General features: G+C 71.7%; 18 protein-coding genes and 1 tRNA gene. 10 read left to right on the forward strand and 9 right to left on the reverse strand.

Annotated features, from left to right (window positions below):
- The first annotated feature begins 13 nt into the window (after window positions 1-13).
- Window positions 14-769, forward strand: coding sequence for a DUF4184 family protein (locus DEJ23_RS10300; protein ID WP_181429215.1), 756 nt, complete (start codon window positions 14-16; stop codon window positions 767-769).
- 26 nt (window positions 770-795) lie between these two features.
- Here the strand turns inward: DEJ23_RS10300 and DEJ23_RS10305 are convergent, their stop codons facing one another.
- The 3 genes from DEJ23_RS10305 to DEJ23_RS10315 all read right to left on the reverse strand — a co-directional run bounded on the left by DEJ23_RS10305 (window position 796) and on the right by DEJ23_RS10315 (window position 4,178).
- Complete coding sequence (locus tag DEJ23_RS10305) at window positions 796-1,377, reverse strand: TetR/AcrR family transcriptional regulator (protein WP_111240183.1); 582 nt, start codon at window positions 1,375-1,377, stop codon at window positions 796-798.
- Window positions 1,378-1,462: 85 nt separating this feature from the next.
- Window positions 1,463-2,785, reverse strand: coding sequence for a carboxylesterase family protein (locus DEJ23_RS10310; RefSeq protein ID WP_111240184.1), 1,323 nt, complete (start codon window positions 2,783-2,785; stop codon window positions 1,463-1,465).
- A gap of 97 nt (window positions 2,786-2,882) precedes the next feature.
- A complete protein-coding gene (locus DEJ23_RS10315; protein WP_111240185.1) occupies window positions 2,883-4,178 on the reverse strand; it encodes an MFS transporter in 1,296 nt (431 codons plus the stop codon).
- Between the two features lie 228 nt (window positions 4,179-4,406).
- Here DEJ23_RS10315 and DEJ23_RS10320 point away from each other — a divergent pair, with 228 nt between their 5' ends.
- Both DEJ23_RS10320 and DEJ23_RS10325 read left to right on the forward strand, forming a co-directional pair.
- A complete protein-coding gene (locus DEJ23_RS10320; RefSeq protein ID WP_181429216.1) occupies window positions 4,407-5,207 on the forward strand; it encodes a sugar phosphate isomerase/epimerase in 801 nt (266 codons plus the stop codon).
- Window positions 5,204-6,319, forward strand: a complete 1,116-nt coding sequence (locus tag DEJ23_RS10325; protein ID WP_111240187.1) for a Gfo/Idh/MocA family protein — start codon at window positions 5,204-5,206, stop codon at window positions 6,317-6,319. The genes DEJ23_RS10320 and DEJ23_RS10325 overlap by 4 nt, the downstream gene beginning before the upstream one ends.
- 67 nt (window positions 6,320-6,386) lie before the next feature.
- On the opposite strand, the gene DEJ23_RS10330 is transcribed toward DEJ23_RS10325, so the two are convergent.
- From DEJ23_RS10330 to DEJ23_RS10340, 3 genes are read right to left on the reverse strand one after another with little or no spacing between them, the layout of a single operon-like run.
- Window positions 6,387-7,001 (reverse strand): TetR/AcrR family transcriptional regulator, encoded by a 615-nt coding sequence (locus DEJ23_RS10330; RefSeq protein WP_111240188.1) that lies wholly within the window; start codon window positions 6,999-7,001, stop codon window positions 6,387-6,389.
- A 55-nt stretch (window positions 7,002-7,056) separates the two neighbouring features.
- Window positions 7,057-7,614 (reverse strand): MarR family winged helix-turn-helix transcriptional regulator, encoded by a 558-nt coding sequence (locus DEJ23_RS10335; RefSeq protein ID WP_111240189.1) that lies wholly within the window; start codon window positions 7,612-7,614, stop codon window positions 7,057-7,059.
- A gap of 47 nt (window positions 7,615-7,661) precedes the next feature.
- On the reverse strand, window positions 7,662-7,844 hold the full coding sequence (locus DEJ23_RS10340; protein WP_111240190.1) for a hypothetical protein: 183 nt from the start codon (window positions 7,842-7,844) through the stop codon (window positions 7,662-7,664).
- A gap of 154 nt (window positions 7,845-7,998) precedes the next feature.
- Between DEJ23_RS10340 and mgrA the strand changes: the two genes are divergently transcribed.
- From mgrA to DEJ23_RS10355, 3 genes are all read left to right on the forward strand, one after another.
- On the forward strand, window positions 7,999-9,042 hold the full coding sequence (gene mgrA, locus DEJ23_RS10345) for an L-glyceraldehyde 3-phosphate reductase (RefSeq protein ID WP_111240191.1): 1,044 nt from the start codon (window positions 7,999-8,001) through the stop codon (window positions 9,040-9,042).
- A gap of 219 nt (window positions 9,043-9,261) precedes the next feature.
- Window positions 9,262-9,705 carry an Hsp20/alpha crystallin family protein gene (locus DEJ23_RS10350; RefSeq protein WP_111240192.1) on the forward strand — a complete coding sequence of 148 codons (444 nt, stop codon included), beginning with the start codon at window positions 9,262-9,264 and terminating at the stop codon, window positions 9,703-9,705.
- Between the two features lie 15 nt (window positions 9,706-9,720).
- The gene (locus DEJ23_RS10355) at window positions 9,721-10,035 is read left to right on the forward strand and encodes a hypothetical protein (protein WP_111240193.1); all 315 of its coding nucleotides are present in this window, start codon (window positions 9,721-9,723) and stop codon (window positions 10,033-10,035) included.
- An 85-nt stretch (window positions 10,036-10,120) separates the two neighbouring features.
- Here DEJ23_RS10355 and DEJ23_RS10360 read toward each other — a convergent pair whose 3' ends face one another.
- Window positions 10,121-11,002 (reverse strand): manganese catalase family protein, encoded by an 882-nt coding sequence (locus DEJ23_RS10360; RefSeq protein WP_111240194.1) that lies wholly within the window; start codon window positions 11,000-11,002, stop codon window positions 10,121-10,123.
- Between the two features lie 38 nt (window positions 11,003-11,040).
- A complete protein-coding gene (locus DEJ23_RS10365) occupies window positions 11,041-11,874 on the reverse strand; it encodes an SDR family oxidoreductase (protein ID WP_111240195.1) in 834 nt (277 codons plus the stop codon).
- Window positions 11,875-12,321: 447 nt separating this feature from the next.
- Here DEJ23_RS10365 and DEJ23_RS10370 point away from each other — a divergent pair, with 447 nt between their 5' ends.
- Window positions 12,322-13,614 (forward strand): sensor histidine kinase, encoded by a 1,293-nt coding sequence (locus tag DEJ23_RS10370; RefSeq protein ID WP_111240196.1) that lies wholly within the window; start codon window positions 12,322-12,324, stop codon window positions 13,612-13,614.
- A complete protein-coding gene (locus tag DEJ23_RS10375) occupies window positions 13,611-14,300 on the forward strand; it encodes a response regulator transcription factor (RefSeq protein WP_111240197.1) in 690 nt (229 codons plus the stop codon). Before DEJ23_RS10370 ends, DEJ23_RS10375 begins: the two co-directional genes overlap by 4 nt.
- Before the next feature lie 113 nt (window positions 14,301-14,413).
- On the opposite strand, the gene DEJ23_RS10380 is transcribed toward DEJ23_RS10375, so the two are convergent.
- Window positions 14,414-14,500: transfer RNA gene (locus DEJ23_RS10380), tRNA-Leu, on the reverse strand.
- A 110-nt stretch (window positions 14,501-14,610) separates the two neighbouring features.
- Between DEJ23_RS10380 and DEJ23_RS10385 the strand changes: the two genes are divergently transcribed.
- Window positions 14,611-15,291 (forward strand): DUF3662 and FHA domain-containing protein, encoded by a 681-nt coding sequence (locus DEJ23_RS10385; RefSeq protein ID WP_111240198.1) that lies wholly within the window; start codon window positions 14,611-14,613, stop codon window positions 15,289-15,291.
- Window positions 15,288-15,845: an FHA domain-containing protein gene (locus DEJ23_RS10390; RefSeq protein WP_111240199.1), complete on the forward strand. Its 558-nt coding sequence runs from the start codon at window positions 15,288-15,290 to the stop codon at window positions 15,843-15,845. The genes DEJ23_RS10385 and DEJ23_RS10390 overlap by 4 nt, the downstream gene beginning before the upstream one ends.
- The last annotated feature ends 7 nt before the right edge of the window (window positions 15,846-15,852 follow it).

Genomic DNA, 15,852 nt, shown 5'->3' on the forward strand with positions numbered 1-15,852 from the left:
GGATGATGGGCGCGTGCCCTTCACCGTCAGCCACGCCGTCGTCGCCCTGGGGGTGCGTCGCCTGCCGGTGCCCGTCGCGGCCGTCGCGGTCGGGTCGATGGCTCCGGACGCGGTGCTGTTCGCGCCGGTCCTGCCGCCCTACACCGCCGCGCACTCGTGGTGGGGCGTCCCGACGATCGACCTCGCCGTGTCCCTCGTCGTGCTGGCGGCGTGGTGGTTCCTGGTCCGACCGGCCTGGGCGCCCGTGGTGCCGGGGCTGCGCCGTCGGCTGCCGACGACCTGGGAACGTCGGCCGGTCCTGGGCCGGCGGGACGTGCTGCCCGTGGTCCTCGGCTGCGTCGCCGGCAGCGTGACGCACGTCGTGCGGGACGGCTGCACGCACGAGTCCGGCTTCGTGGTGCTGGCCTGGCCGGCACTCCGCGACGCCTCCGTCGGCGGCCGTCCCCTGCCGTTCCTGCTGCAGGACCTGTCGAGCGTGCTCGGGCTGCTCGCCCTGCTCGCCGCAGCGGCGGTGTGGTGGCGACGGGCCCGCCCCCGGTCGACCGGACCGCTGCGGCCGGTCCAGGTCGCCGTGCCGGTCGTCGCCCTGGCGGTGGTCGTCGCCGTGTCCCTGGTCGTCGCGGCACGGGTGCTGCTGGCGGGCGGCGGGGTCGGGGCGACGGTCACGGCGCTGGCGTTCCGGGTACCGCCACTCGTCGCCGTCGTGCTGCTGGTGGGCGCGGTCGTCCTGCTCGCGCTCCGCCGCCGCGACGTCGCGGGCACGGTCTGACGGCTCGGTCCGGCGACCGGCGCGGCTCAGACCACGGCCACGGCCGCCCAGCCCGCCCGCATCCGTGCGACGGCGCGGTCCCACCCCTCGAGCAGGTCCGCGTCGTCGCGGAGCATCGCCTGCAGCTGCAGTCCCTCGAAGAGTGCGACGAGCTGTTCGGCGGCGTGCCGCGGCGAGGTGCCACGAGGCTCCCGACCGGCGACGACGTCGCGGACGAGGGCGAGCGTGACGTCCTCGAACAGCATCGTGTACTGCTGCCGGAACCACCCCGACGCGGCGTGGCCCGGGCTCGAGACGGCGCTGAGCAGCGCGACGCGGAGCCGGACGATCGCCGGGTGCTGCTGGCCACGGTCGAGCCGGGCGCGGAGGTACGCGACCGCGCCCTCCTGCTCGGCGACGCCCCGGAGTGCGTCGCGCCCGGTCTTGGTCCACCGGTCGACGACCGCCACGACGAGCAGTTCCCAGGACGGGAAGGACCGACGCACGTCGTCGACGGTCACGCCGGCGTGTACGGCGACCTCGTCCGGTCCGACCGTGTGGAAGTCGCCCTCCCCGAAGGCCGTGGCGGCGCCGGAGACGATGCGGGCACGGAGTTCGGCGTCGGGCATGTGCACGATTCTGCGGACCGGGCCGTGTCCGCGCGACCTCCCCGTCCGGGGGCGACCACGCCGCGCTTCACCCGGGTCGCCCGGGTCACCCCCGGTCGAACACCAGCGTCTCGTCGTCCGGCGCGCTCACGCCGCCGGTCCGGGCGAACTCCGCCCAGATCGCACGCACCGTCCGCCCGCGCCGCTCGACCTCGGGCCAGTCGCGCTCCGGCACGAACCGGCTGCCGGCCCAGGCCTCGCGTCCGCCGAGCAGCAGCGGCAGGTCGCTCATGTGCACGGCCCCGGTCGGTGACGCCGAGGCGTGCCGCAGCAGTCGGTAGACCGTCGCCCGTCCGCCGGCCGACCGGTGGCGTTCCGCGAACCGCCGGGCGTCGCGACCGTAGATGACCTCGGACAACGGCCGGACGAGCAGCCAGCGCAGCAGCGGCCGGACCAGCCGCGACCGGGCCGCCGTCCGGAGCCCGGGGACGAGCGGGACGTACATCCCTGCTTCGTCCGACCCGGAGCCGATGAGCACGTCGACCTCCTCGGCGACGGAGCGCCAGGCTCCGTCGGCGTCGCGCTCGGCGGGCAACGGGGCGAACCCGTACTGCGTGCCGAAGGGCATGCCGCCCGCGAGTCCGTACCGCGCCCCGGCCTTCGTCGCGAGCGCCTGGCGCTCGAGGACCTCGTCGAGCGGACTGTCCGGTGCGACCGCCCCGACGGCCCGCACCATCGCCCGGTTCATGCGCGCCCGTCCCCGGGACAGCCCGAGCGGCGCGCTCTGCACGATCGCCCGCCGGAAGAGCCCACGCGCTCCGTCGCTGATCATGAGGTGCGCGATCGCGTCGGCGCCGGCGGACTGCCCGAAGGCCGTGACGGTGCCGGGGTCGCCGCCGAACGCGGCGATGTTCCGCTGCACCCACCGCAGCGCCTCGAGCAGGTCGAGGAGCCCGAGGTTCGCGGGCACCGTCTCGCCGTCACCGAGGAATCCGAGCACGCCGAGCCGGTACGTGACCGTGACGACGACCACGCGCTGCTCCGTCACGAGGTCGTGGGCATCGTGGATCGGCAGGTCACCGCCCCCGAGGACGTAGGACCCGCCGTGCACCCAGACCATCACCGGCAGACGCTCGTCCGGTCGCACGTCGGAGGGCAGCGTGATGCTGAGGCGCTGGCAGTGCTCGTCGACCTGCAGGTGGTCCATCGACGGGAGCAGCTGGTCGACGAACTGCGCGCTCGGCTGGGGCGGGACGGGCGCGGGCGTGTCCGCCCGGAACGGTCCGTCGAACACCGGTTGCGGCTCCGGCGGCGCGAAGCGGTCCGCTCGCGCGTAGGGGATCCCGAGCGCGCGGGTCACGTCGCCGTCGACGACCGCCTCGATCGTGCCGGCAGGGGTGTCGAAGGAACGGGTGTCGGTGGATCGCACCGACCCACGCTAGCGACCTGACCATGGACAGGAGGGAGGCGCGGTGCCAGCCGGCACCGCGCCTCCAGATCGTCGACGGTTCGCGTCCTGACGGGCGCTACCGGACCCGCTTGATGGGGATGACCACCAGCGCGCCGAGCAGGGCGACCGCGCCGGCGGCCCAGCACATGAGCGTGTAGTTGTCGGCGTGCGCGCTGCCGATCGACAGGAAGAACAGCGAGATCGCGGGAGCGAGCGACTGCGGCAGGGCGTTCGCGATGTTGATGACACCGAGGTCCTTGCCGGGACGGTCGGCGTTCGGCAGGACGTCGACGACCAGCGCGGTGTCGATCGCCGAGTAGATGCCGTAGGCGAAGCCCATGACGACCTCGGCGACGTAGAACCCGGTCACGGTGTCGGCGTGCGCGAGGATCACCAGGCCGACCGCGAACAGCGCGGTGGAGCCGCCGACGAACACCTTGCGGCGGCCGATCCGGTCGGACGCCCACCCCGACACCGCCGCGCTGACCAGGAGCGCGATCGTGTAGAGCAGCACACCGAAGGCGACGGCCTCGGTGGCCGCCCCGAGGTCCGCGATGCCGAGGTGCTCCTGCATGTAGAGCAGCCGGTAGGTCGTGAACATGAACGTCGCCAGGATGATGAGGAAGCGCGACCACCACGCGAACGCGAAGTCCGGGTTCTTGATCGGGTTCGTCCAGAACGACGAGACCAGGTTCAGCCACGTGAACCGCTTCACCTTGTAGGTGGGGAGCTCGTCCCGGGCGACGACCGCGTAGACCGCGACGAGGACGATCGCCAGGATGCCCGGTGCGATGAACAGGACCGGCAGGTTCGCGACGAAGAAGACCGACAGGTACGTGCCGGCGAGCACGGCGGTGTTCTGCGCGAGCGCGATGATGCTCGACGACCGACCGCGCTGCAGCTGCGGCACGTTGTCGGCGAAGCTCGCGAGCAGGGTGGCGAGCGTGGCGTTGGCGGCGAGCTGGGCGAGCAGCCACCCGAGCGTCAGGTTGAGGACGTCCGGCGCGTAGGCGATCCAGGCGAGCGCGACCGCGAAGACCACGACCCCGCTGAGCAGCCACGGGCGACGACGACCCCACCGGGTGCGGGTGCGGTCGGACAGCGCGCCGGCGAGCGGGTTCATGATGAGGGCGCCGAACGCGCCGATCGGCAGCACGGAGCCGATGACGTTCGCGGCGTCGTCGCCGACCAGGGCCTGCGCCTTGATCTGCATGCTGACGTAGACCGGGGCCATGAGCGCCACGAACAGACCGAACTGCCCGAGGAACAGGGCGACCTGGTAGCCGATGCCCACCTTCACGGTGCTGACGGGCTGGGTGATGCCCTCTTCCGGGTCCAGCAGTGCGGGACCACCGGGTTCGGGTGTGCTCATGACGCCTCCTTGAGTCGATGCGGAAACCTTGTGCTGGAAGGTTTTCCGTCGGCGAGCATACATGCTCGTCGGCACGCGACACCTGTCGCCCAGATTCCCCGCCGATGTCGGAGACACAAAAACTACACAGCGGGTGGTTTTTGGGGTAGCGTCGGTCTCGATCTCGCCGGGGAGCATCGATCCTCGACGGGCCCCGACAACCGGACAGGACCGAAGGAGCCCTCTGCCATGCCCACCACCTCTGTGCAGCTGTACTCGCTGCGCGACGCCATCGCCGAAGACCTCGACAAGGCCATCGCCCGGGTGCGCGAGATCGGCTACGAGAACGTCGAGCCGTACGCGTTCGTCGAGCGTGCCGCCGACCTCGAGAAGGCCTTCGCCGCCACCGGCCTGAAGGCGCCGTCGGGTCACGTCGCCGTGATCGACGCCGAGGACACCGCCCCGATCTGGGACGCCGCGGAGCGCCTCGGCATCCAGACCGTCATCGACCCGTTCATCCCGACCGACCGTTGGCAGACCGCCGACGACGTCGCGAAGATCGCCGAGCGCGTCAACGTGCTCACCGCCGAGGCCACCTCGCGCGGGCTGCGCTTCGGGTACCACAACCACCAGTGGGAGTTCACGAACAAGGTCGACGGTCGCACCGTCTACGACCTGTTCGTCGAGCAGCTCTCCCCGGAGACCGTGCTCGAGGTCGACACCTTCTGGGCGACCGTCGGTGGCGCCGACGCCCCGGCGGTCCTGCAGTCGCTCGGCGACCGCGTCGTCGCCATCCACGTCAAGGACGGCAAGGTCGACGGGGACATCCTCACCGCGCTGCCCTCGTCCGAGAGCGCCCTCGTCGTCCCGGAGGCCCTGCAGCGCGCCTTCGAGAACCAGACCCCGGCGGGCCAGGGCGACGTCGACGTGCGCGGGATCCTCGCCGCCGCGCCGCAGGCCATCCGCGTCGTGGAGTTCGACGCGTACTCCGGCGACGTCTTCCAGGGCATCACCGAGTCGCTCGAGTGGCTGAAGGACAACGACAAGTGAGCCGCGTCGGGATCGGCATCATCGGTGCCGGCAACATCTCCACCCAGTACCTCGAGAACCTGACGAAGTTCGCCGACGTCGAGGTCCGCTTCGTCGCCGACGTGCTGCTCGACCGTGCCGCCGCCCAGGCGGAGGCACACGGCGTCGCCGCCTCGGGCACCGTCGAGGAGCTCCTCGCCCGCGAGGACATCTCGATCGTGATCAACCTGACGATCCCGGCCGCACACGCCGAGGTCGACCAGCAGATCATCGACGCCGGCAAGCACGTCTGGAGCGAGAAGCCGATCGCGACCGACCACGAGTCGGCCGCAGCGGTCCTCGCGTCCGCGAAGGCGAAGGGGCTGCGCGTCGCGACGGCACCCGACACCGTGCTCGGCGCCGGCATCCAGACCGCACTCCGCGCCATCGCCCGTGGCGACATCGGCGAGCCGCTCACCGCGACGACGCTGTTCCACGTGCCCGGACCCGAGGCGTGGCACCCGAACCCGGACTTCCTGTTCGCGAAGGGCGCCGGCCCCCTGTTCGACATGGGCCCGTACTACGTGACGACGCTCGTGCACGCCTTCGGCACCGCGTCCCGCGTGCAGGCCGTGTCGTCGAAGTCCCTCGACCGGCGCACGATCGCCTCGGGCGACCGTGCCGGCGAGACCTTCCCGGTCGAGGTCCCCACGCACCACGCCGCGCTCATCGAGTTCGACGGCGGGCAGTCCGCCCAGTCGACGTTCTCGTTCCAGCACGCGCTGCCGCGCATGGGCTTCGTCGAGATCAACGGCACGCTCGGCACGATCTCGCTGCCGGACCCGAACACCTTCGAGGGCGCCTCGCAGCTCTGGCGCTACGGCCAGGAGGAGCCCGAGACGCTCGAGGCCGTCGGTTCCACCTGGGGTCGCGGCACCGGCGTCGTCGAGATGGCGCGCGCCATCGCCGAGGGCCGTCCGGAGCGGGCGTCCGGCGAGGTCGCCCTCCACGTCCTCGACGTGCTGCTCGGCATCCGTGACGCCGCCGATTCCGGCCAGGCCGTCACCATCGAGTCGTCCGTGCAGCGGCCCGAGCCGCTGCCGGAGGACTTCGACCCGGCCGCCGCGGTGCTCACGGCGAACGTGGACGCGTAGGGCGCCGACGGAGGCTGCGAGGGAGGCGCGGTGCCGGCTGGCACCGCGCCTCCCGTCCGTCTCGTGGTCAGTCGCTCGCAGCAGGGATGATCGACTCGAGCAACCGGAGCACCCGCTCGCTGTCGACCGCCTCCGGGTCGAGCAGCCACTGCACCTGCAGCCCGTCGGACGCGGCGATGCCGAGGCTCGCGAGGTCGACGGGGTCGATGTCTGCGCGGATCCGCCCGGCGGCCTGGTCGGCGGCGATGAGCTCGGCCAGGTCCGCCCGCAGCCGGGTGAACCGCTCGCGCATGAAGTCGCGGGTGGCGGGGTGCCCCTCCTGCACGGCGTCCGCGGCGAGGGTCGTGTAGAGCTGCACGAGCCCGGGGACGCCGCGGTTCCGCGAGGCACTCTCCCGCATGTCGCCGATGGCCGAACGCATCCGGTCCGGGGCGTCCTGCTCGCGGACCTCGTGCTCCCGGTAGACGGCGAGGAGCAGCTCGTCGCGGCTCGGGAAGTAGTGCCGGAGTGCGGCGTGCGTGATCCCGAGGGCGTCCGCGACCGAACGGAGCGACGACGCGTCGACGCCCTGCGCGGCGACCATGCGGATCATCTCGTCGAGGATCTGGGCACGGCGCTCGGCGCCCTTGCGGTACCCGCCGCGCCGGGGCGGGGTCGCGTCGTCGTCGACCTCGTGCGTCATCCCTCCAACTTACCGCTGGAAGGTTTTCGCGCCACCTCCGGTGTGCCGGGGCGGGTCAGGCGTCGTTCGGCTCGGCCGCGCCCTCCGGGTCGACCGTGTACTCGTCGACCGGTGTCGGCGTCCCCTCGGCGAGCGCGTCGGTGATCTGCGACAGGCAGCGCGCGAGCACCTCGTTCTCCTCGCTCGACAGGTGGTCCATCACGCTCACCACGGCCTCGTGGAAGCGCGCGTAGGACGAGTCGATCTTCTCGGCGGCCTGCACGGTGGGCTCGAGCACCTGCGCTCGGCGGTCGGTCGGGTGCGGTACGCGGACGATGTCGCCCTTCGTGACGAGCCCGTCGACGATCTTGGTCACCGACGCGTTCGAGACGTTGAGCATGACGGCGAGGTCCTTCGGTCCCATCGCCCGCCCGTCGCGGTGGGCCTGCAGCATGTAGCGGACCGTGAGGAACTCGTTCTTCGTCAGACCGCTCTCGGTCCGGGCCTGCTCGAGCTGCTGTTCCTCGGCGTGCTGCAGGCGCAGCAGGGCGTCGACGGCGACCTTCGCGGCCTTCGACCGCGGCTCCCTGGCGTAGAGGTGCACGTGCTCACGGCGGACGACGGTCAGTGGCATCTGCTGGTGGGGTCTCTCTGTCGGGCGGGTCCGGTCGGAGCGGGCGGCTACGCGGTGGGCGCCGTGAAGAAGTCAGCGTACGACGGTTCGGTACGCGCCGACAGGAGCGACGGGTCCTGGATGCGTCGCGCCACGTAGGCGTCGATGACGGCCGGGTCGGTGAGTCCGACGCGCGTGTGGGTCGCGGAGAGCCGTGACGTGCGCGGCATCCCGGAGTACGTGCTGTGCATGAGTGATCCCGCCTTCCTGCTTCGTTGCCGTCCTGATCGGACAGCAGGAACTGTTTCACATCGCGAACAATCAGTGCAACGAACCTTTTCGCTTCTGTACAGTTCGCGCGACGAATCGCGGCTGCGGAGTGCGACGACGGGCCAGGATGGACCCATGGCCTACACCGCCGCGGACGACCGCTACGACTCCATGCCCTACCGCCGGACCGGCCGCTCCGGCCTCGACCTGCCACTGCTCTCCCTGGGCTACTGGCACAACTTCGGCGACGACAAGCCGTTCGAGACGCAGCGGGCGATCAGCCGCCGGGCGTTCGACCTCGGCATCACCCACCACGACCTGGCGAACAACTACGGCCCGCCCTACGGCGCCGCCGAGGTCAACTTCGGTCGGCTCATGCGCGAGGACTTCCGGCCCTACCGCGACGAGATGGTGATCTCGACGAAGGCCGGGTGGGACATGTGGCCCGGACCGTACGGCCAGGGTGGTGGGTCGCGGAAGTACGTCCTCGCCTCGCTCGACCAGTCGCTCGAGCGGATGGGGCTGGACTACGTCGACGTCTTCTACTCGCACCGTCTCGACGCGTCGACGCCGCTCGAGGAGACCATGGGCGCCCTCCACACCGCCGTGCAGCAGGGCAAGGCGCTCTACGTGGGGATCTCGTCCTACGACGCCGAACGCTCCCGTCAGGCGGCCGAGATCCTCCGTGAGCTCGGTACCCCGCTCCTGATCCACCAGCCGTCGTACTCGATGCTCAACCGCTGGATCGAGGACGAGGGGCTGCTCGACACGGCGGGCGACCTGGGCTTCGGCGTGATCGGGTTCACCGCACTCGCGCAGGGCCTGCTCACCGGTCGGTACCTCGACGGCGTCCCGGAGGACTCGCGGGCCGCGGCCGGCAAGTCCCTCGACGCCGGGACCCTGACGGACGAGGTCGTCGAGCACCTCCGGGCGTTGAACGACATCGCGTCCGAGCGCGGCCAGAGCCTGGCGCAGCTCGCCCTCGCGTGGGCGCTGCGCGACGAGCGGGTGACCTCGCTCGTCATCGGTGCCTCGCGGGTCGAGCAGCTCGAGCAGAACGTCGCCGCGCTCGGGAACCTGTCCTTCACGGACGACGAGCTGCGTCGCATCGACGAGCACTCGGTCGGCGTCCTCGACGTCGACCTGTGGTCGGGAGCCCGGTCCGGTCAGGTCAGCTGACCCCCTCCTCCTCTCCGCGAAACGCAACGTGGGCGGATCCTCGCAGCGCTATGACGCTGCGAGGATCCGCCCACGTGGCGTCTTGCGATCCTCCGGCGCCGACCTCCACTTCCCCAGCGGTCTCCGAGCGGACTCTTGGCACTCCTGAGGGGAGAGTGCTAGAACTGGTGCCAGTTGAGTCGAGGGGACTCAACGAGGACCACGAAGGAGTTGATCTCGATGACGATGCAGTTCGATCCGTTCCGCGAGCTCGACCGACTCGCCGGCTCCCTGCTCGGTGCCGGCACCGGTGCTCCCCGCTCCATGCCGATGGATCTCTACCGCACCGGCGACCACTACGTCCTCGACGTCGACCTGCCGGGCATCGACCCGGGTTCGGTCGACGTGGACGTCGACGGCTCGGTGCTCACCATCCGCGCGGAGCGCACGCTCGGCGCTCCCGAGGGCTCGCAGTGGCTCACACGTGAGCGCCAGCCGGGCACGTTCGTCCGGCAGCTCACGCTCGGTGACCACCTGGACACCGCACGCATCAGCGCCGCCTACGACAACGGCGTGCTGAGCGTCACGATCCCGGTCAAGGAGTCCGCGAAGCCCCGCAAGATCGACGTCACCACCGGTGGCGGCGCGCAGCAGCTCGCGGTCGGCAGCGGCTCCGCCGAGTAGTCGAGGAGGGCACGGGTGACGACGATCCTGGGCGCCCTCCTCGCCGTCGCGGTCGTGACGGCGGCACTCGTGGCGACGAGCCTCGACCGCCGCACGGCCGCGCTCCTCGGCGCCGCGGGCAGCACGACCGGCAACTTCCTCGCCTGGGTGGTCGCTCCGCACGCCTGGGCCGAGGTGCCGCTCGTGCCGTGGGTCGCCGCGGTGGCCGGGACGGTCGCGTCCATCGCACTCTGGAGCGCGACCCGCCTGTACGCCGGCATCTTCGAACCGCCGCGCGCTGCGCGCGACGACGACACCGCCGCCCTGGCGACGGTCGGGCCGGAGCGGTGACCACCTGACGGACGGGAGGCCCGGTGCCAGCTGGCACCGGGCCTCCCGTCCGCTGGGCGGCCGCGTCAGGCGACCGGCGGGACCGTCACTCCTTGTTGAGCTTGTCCTGCACGAGCCCCGCGGTCTTCTCGACCACGTTCGGCAGCTCGGTGGTGCCGTACAGCCGGACGTCCGGGTGCGTGGGCGGGGGCATCGGCACCGAGGTGGTGGGGCCGTCGTGGTACGAGTACTCGCCCTTGCCGTCGAACGACGGGCCGCTCGCCCAGGGTCCGTCGGCCGCTGCCTTGCCGTCGGAGAAGTTGAGGTACTGGTAGTTGACCTCCTGGTTCTCCTTCGCCTGCGGGAAGTTGCTCGGCACCGGGAAGCCCTCGACACCCTTCTCGCGGAGCTCCGCAGCGGCGGTCGCCCACATGTTCTGGTGCATGGTGTCCCGTGCGATGAGGAACGAGAGCAGGTCCCGCACGCCGTGGTCGTCGGTCATGTGGTACAGACGGGCCGCCTGGACGCGTCCCTGCATCTCGGCGTTCTCGTTCGCCGTGAAGTCGGCGAGCAGGTTGCCGCTCGCCGTGATGTACGAGCCCTGCCAGGGGTTGCCGTTGCTGTCGACCGGACGCGCGCCGGCACCCGCGACGATGGCGTGCTGCACGTCGGTCCCGCCGACGATGGCTGCCACGGTCGGGTCGTCCTGCAGGGCGTCCTCGGTGATGCCGAGCGGGCTCTTCTCGAGCAGCTGCGCGATCATCGTCGCGAGCATCTCGACGTGGCCCATCTCCTCGGCGCCGATGCCGAACACCATGTCGCGGTACTTGCCCGGGATGTGCATGTTCCACGCCTGGAACTGGTACTGCAGGGCGACGGAGATCTCGCCGTACTGGCCGCCGAGCACCTCCTGGAGCTTGCGGGCGTAGATCGCGTCGGGCTTGTCCGGGGTGGCCTTGAACTGGAGTTCTTGCTTGTGGAAGTACAAATCGTTCTCCTGTTTCGCTGGTGGTGGTCGGTGGTGGGTCAGAGGATCGGCGTGCCGCCGGTGACGGCGACGCGCGCGCCGGACACGTAGCTGCCGTCGTCACTGGCGAGCAGCACGTAGACGGGCGCGAGCTCGGCCGGCTGGCCGGGGCGGCCGAGCGGCGACTGCTTGCCGAACTGCTCGACCTCCTCGGCGGGCATCGTCGAGGGGATGAGCGGCGTCCAGATGGGCCCGGGTGCCACGCTGTTCACGCGGATGCCGCGCTCCCCGAGCAGCTGCGCGAGCGCTGCCGACAGGTTCGCGACGCCGGCCTTCGTGACGTCGTACGGGGCCAGCGTCGGCTTGGGGTTGTCGGAGTTCACCGAGCTCGAGCCGATGATCGACGACCCGGGGCCGAGGTGCGGCAGCGCGGCCTTCACCAGGTGGAAGTAGGCGCTGAGGTTCGTGGCGAGGGTGTGGTCCCACTCCTCGTCGCTGATCTCCTCGAGCGTCTCGTGGCTCATCTGGTAGGCCGCGTTGTTCACGAGGACGTCGAGGCCGCCGAGTTCGTCCACGGCGGTCTGGATGATCGAACGGCAGGTCGCCGGGTCGCTGACGTCGCCGGGGAGCAGCACCGCCTTGCGGCCCGCCTCCTCGATCCAGCGCTTCGTGTCCTGCGCGTCCTCCTCCTCCTCGGGGAGGTAGTTGATGAGGACGTCCGCGCCCTCGCGGGCGAACGCGATCGCCACGGCCTTGCCGATGCCGCTGTCGCCACCGGTGATCACGGCCCGCTTGCCGGTGAGCTTGCCGGAACCGCGGTACGACTGCTCGCCGTGGTCGGCCGTCGGCGTCAGGTCCTGGTCGCTGCCCGGGGGCTGCTGCTGGTCGGTCATGTCGCTCCCTCTCGTCTGCGGAGTCGGACGTCCCGCGCACGGGACGCTCGTGCGTCGATGCCGAGGATCGGCCGCGGTCTCTGGACGCCCGTCCAAGGTGGACGGATCACGCACGGCACCTGGCCGGATCGCGCGGGCCGAGCGCCCCCGGGCGGCCCGTCATCTGCGACCGGGGGCCGGGGCGCTTCGTCCTGCAGGACGACCCCGTTCGTCCCTCCGCCCGATGCCCGGCCACCGGTCCGACCGCCAGGCTCGGTGGCATGGAGAGTTCGACCAAGCACGTGATCGCCACCCTCACCACCTGCGCCGCGATCATCGTCGTCACCGCCGCGGCCCTCGTCGCCATGTCGCCCGTCCCGTGACCCACGGCCGACGAGGGCCCGCGGTGCAGCGGCGGCCGCAGCGGTGGACCCGCACCGGCCGACGGCGCCGTGCGATGATCGAGCCGTGACGGACCGGCGCACGTTCCTCCGGCCGCTGCGGACCCGGTCGATCGTCGTCGACGCCGTCTGGGCGGGCATCGCCGCGCTGCTGTTCACCGCGCCGATCGACCTCGAGCTCGAGCACGCCAGCCCCCTCGCCGTCGTCGCCGCCTGCGTCGCCATCGCCCTGCGTCGCCTGACGCCGAGCGGGGCCATGGTCGTGACGGTCGTGCTCGGCGCCGTGCAGGTGACCGGCGGCGAGCGCCCCTCGCTCGTCGACCTCGCCATCGCCGTGGTGATCGGCACGGCCGCGGTGGTCGGCACCCGGACCGAGGCCGTGCTCGCCGGTGTGCTCGCCGTGGTGGCGGGTGCCTCGGCATCGTTGTACCTTGCCACGACCGGTTACCGGTACGCCCTGCTGCTGAACGGGCCCAGGGACCAGGTCGTCCTCGTCCTCGCGGCGCCCGCGCTCGTGCTGCTCTCGGTGTGGGCGGCCGGACTCGCCGGCAGGGCCGTGCGGTCGCAGAACGCCGAGGCCGTCCGCCGTGCCGACGCCGAGGCCGCGGCGAGTCGCGCCGAGGCCGTGGCGAACCGGGCCGAGGCCGTCGCCACCCGCGCCGTCGACGAGGCCGAGGCCGAGCGCATCCGCGCCGACATCGCCCGCGACGTGCACGACGTCGTCGGACACTCGCTCGCCGTGATCATCGCGCAGGCCGACTCCGTGCCGTTCCTCGACGACGAGGCCCGCATCCGCGAGGTCAGCGCCACGATCGCGAGCACCGCGCGCAGCTCCCTCGTCGAGGTCCGCCAGGTGCTCGGCCACATCGACGGTCCGGACGCGACGACCGACCCGACCTCGTTCGAGGAGATCGTCCGGGGCATCCGCGAGGCCGGCGTCGACGTCGAGCACACCGTCCGCGGCGTCGCGCGGCCGCTCGGCGCGGTGCACGGCACGGCCGCCCGCCGCGTCCTGCAGGAGATGCTCACGAACGCGCTCCGGCACGGGGTGCCCGGCGGCGCCGTCGAGGTCCGCGAGACCTGGCGTTCGGCGGACCTCGTGCTCGAGGTCGAGAACGCCGTCCCCGCGAGCGCCCTGCCCGTCGGCGGCGAGCTCGGGCTCGAGGAGCTCGCGGCCTCCCCGGCGACGGGCGAGCAGCCCACCGCGCCGACCAGCACGCGGGGATCCGGCCGGGGGCTCACCGGCATGCAGACCCGCCTCACCACGATCGGCGGGTCGTTCGACGCCGCCGTGCTGGACGCCGTGTTCTCCGCGCGCGCCCGCATCCCGTTCGACGTCCGAAGGGGGACGACCCGATGACCGACCCGATCCGCATCCTGCTCACCGACGACCAGGCGCTCTTCCGCGCCGGGCTGCGCGTCGTGCTCGACGCCCAGCCGGACATGGAGGTCGTGGGCGAGGCCTCCGACGGTGCGGAAGCACTGGACCGCGTCCGCGAACTCCGTCCCGACGTCCTGCTGCTCGACATGCGGATGGCGGGCATGGACGGCGTCGAGACCGTGCGCCACCTGTTCTCCGACGCCTTCGGCGGTCCGCTCCCGCGTGTGGTGGTCCTCACGACCTTCGGGCTCGACCCCGCGGCGGCCACCGCGATCCGCCTCGGTGCGAGCGGCTTCCTGCTCAAGGACACGACGCCACCGTTCCTCTTCGCGGCCGTGCGGGCCGTCCACGAGGGGAGCTCGGTGATCGCGCCGAACGACCTCTCGCAGCTGTTCGGCGTGGACGTCGACCGCGCCCCGGCCCCGCAGCCGGCGGCGTTCCAGGCGCTGACCGACCGCGAACGGATCGTGTTCGGCTGGGCGTCACGAGGACTCTCGAACGCGGAGATCGCGGCGAAGGAGTTCGTCACCGAGTCGACGGTGAAGACCCAGATCTCGAGCATCCTCGGCAAGCTCGCGCTCCGCGACCGGGTGCAGCTCGTCGTGTACGCGCACGACCACGGTCTCGCCGGCGCCCGTGAGGGCGACGGCACCGCGACCGTCTGACGAGCGGGGGCGCGCGCCGGGGCCGGTCCGGGCCTCCCGGCCGTCGCCACCGCACGTCGTGGGCCGGAACGCGGGAAGGCCCTCCGGATTCCTCCGGAGGGCCTTCCCTCACCTGGTGCGCGAGGGGGGACTTGAACCCCCACGCCGTTGCCAGCACACGGACCTGAACCGTGCGCGTCTACCAATTCCGCCACTCGCGCCAGCCCGGCAACACTAGCACGCGTCGGAGGGTGCCCGTGACCACGCACAGACGGGCAGGAGCGCCACCCACTACCATGCAGTGGTCCCTGACCGACGACCACGGAGACACATGGGCCTCTTGGACAGCTTCGAGCGAGGGTTGGAGCGCGCCGTCAACGGCGCCTTCGCGAAGACCTTCCGCTCCGGCGTGCAGCCCGTCGAGATCTCCAGCGCCCTGCGGCGGGAGCTCGACACGAAGGCCGCCGTCGTCTCCCGCGAGCGGATCCTCGTGCCGAACGAGTTCACGGTGCGGCTCGCCCCGCCGGACCACTCGCGCATGCACGACATCGGCCGGCCGCTCATCGACGAGCTGTCGCAGATGGTCCAGCAGCACGCGGTCGCGCAGAACTACTCGTTCTCCGGACCGGTCTCCATCACGCTGCAACAGGACGGCACGCTGTCCACCGGGATCCTGCAGATCGACTCGTCCACCGTGCAGCGCGACGTCGCCTGGGTGGCCGTGCTCGACATCGGCTCGCAGCGGCACCGGCTGCACCGCGGCCGCACCGTCATCGGCCGCGGAACGGATGCCGACATCACCGTCGCCGACACCGGCACGAGCCGGAAGCACGTCGAGATCATCTGGGACGGCAAGCACGCCCAGGCGAACGACCTCGGCTCCACGAACGGCTCGAAGCTGAACGGCGAACGCTTCCAGCAGGCCATCGTCGAGCCGGACTCCACCATCGAGATCGGTCGTACCCGTATGGTGTTCCGGGTGATCCCCGAGAGCGACGGAGGTGCTCGATGACCACAGGCCTGACCCTGCTCGTCCTGCGCTTCGCCTTCCTCGCGGTGCTGTGGCTGTTCGTGTTCGTGATCGTCTTCGCCCTGCGGAGCGACCTGTTCGGCCAGCGCGTCCGCACCATCCCGACCGACCCGAAGGCCGGCGCGTCGAGCCCGACGACGCCGCCCGTGCCCACTGCTGCAGCGGCCGCACCCGCCGCGCCCGGCGCCTTCACCGAGCTCATCGGGCAGCCGACCGGCGGCCAGCAGCAGACTGCGGCCACCGGCGTCCCCACCCGGCTCGTCATCACCGAGGGGTCGCGCGAGGGCATGGAGATGCCGCTCGGGGGCGGGCCGATCACCATCGGACGCTCCAGCGAGTCGAACGTCGTCATCCGCGACGACTACACGTCGACCAACCACGCCCGCCTCGACCTCCGCGCCGACGGCTGGGTCCTGTCCGACCTCGAGTCCACGAACGGCACGTTCGTCAACGGTCAGAAGGTGACCGGCCCCGTGACCATCGCGGAACGGACGCCCATCACGATCGGGACGACGACGTTCGAGCTGCGGCGGTAACCGGGAC

The organism is Curtobacterium sp. MCSS17_008 (genome assembly GCF_003234185.1).
Lineage (GTDB): Bacteria > Actinomycetota > Actinomycetes > Actinomycetales > Microbacteriaceae > Curtobacterium.

What these genes read in the sequence shown, in the direction of transcription:
- DEJ23_RS10305 (WP_111240183.1), bottom strand. Translation starts at nt 1,377, where the DNA reads ATGCCCGACGCCGAACTCCGTGCCCGCATCGTCTCCGGCGCCGCCACG.
- DEJ23_RS10385 (WP_111240198.1), top strand. Translation starts at nt 14,611, where the DNA reads ATGGGCCTCTTGGACAGCTTCGAGCGAGGGTTGGAGCGCGCCGTCAAC.
- DEJ23_RS10315 (WP_111240185.1), bottom strand. Translation starts at nt 4,178, where the DNA reads ATGAGCACACCCGAACCCGGTGGTCCCGCACTGCTGGACCCGGAAGAG.
- DEJ23_RS10340 (WP_111240190.1), bottom strand. Translation starts at nt 7,844, where the DNA reads ATGCACAGCACGTACTCCGGGATGCCGCGCACGTCACGGCTCTCCGCG.
- DEJ23_RS10350 (WP_111240192.1), top strand. Translation starts at nt 9,262, where the DNA reads ATGACGATGCAGTTCGATCCGTTCCGCGAGCTCGACCGACTCGCCGGC.
- DEJ23_RS10375 (WP_111240197.1), top strand. Translation starts at nt 13,611, where the DNA reads ATGACCGACCCGATCCGCATCCTGCTCACCGACGACCAGGCGCTCTTC.
- DEJ23_RS10330 (WP_111240188.1), bottom strand. Translation starts at nt 7,001, where the DNA reads ATGACGCACGAGGTCGACGACGACGCGACCCCGCCCCGGCGCGGCGGG.
- mgrA (WP_111240191.1), top strand. Translation starts at nt 7,999, where the DNA reads ATGGCCTACACCGCCGCGGACGACCGCTACGACTCCATGCCCTACCGC.
- DEJ23_RS10390 (WP_111240199.1), top strand. Translation starts at nt 15,288, where the DNA reads ATGACCACAGGCCTGACCCTGCTCGTCCTGCGCTTCGCCTTCCTCGCG.
- DEJ23_RS10335 (WP_111240189.1), bottom strand. Translation starts at nt 7,614, where the DNA reads ATGCCACTGACCGTCGTCCGCCGTGAGCACGTGCACCTCTACGCCAGG.
- DEJ23_RS10365 (WP_111240195.1), bottom strand. Translation starts at nt 11,874, where the DNA reads ATGACCGACCAGCAGCAGCCCCCGGGCAGCGACCAGGACCTGACGCCG.
- DEJ23_RS10320 (WP_181429216.1), top strand. Translation starts at nt 4,407, where the DNA reads ATGCCCACCACCTCTGTGCAGCTGTACTCGCTGCGCGACGCCATCGCC.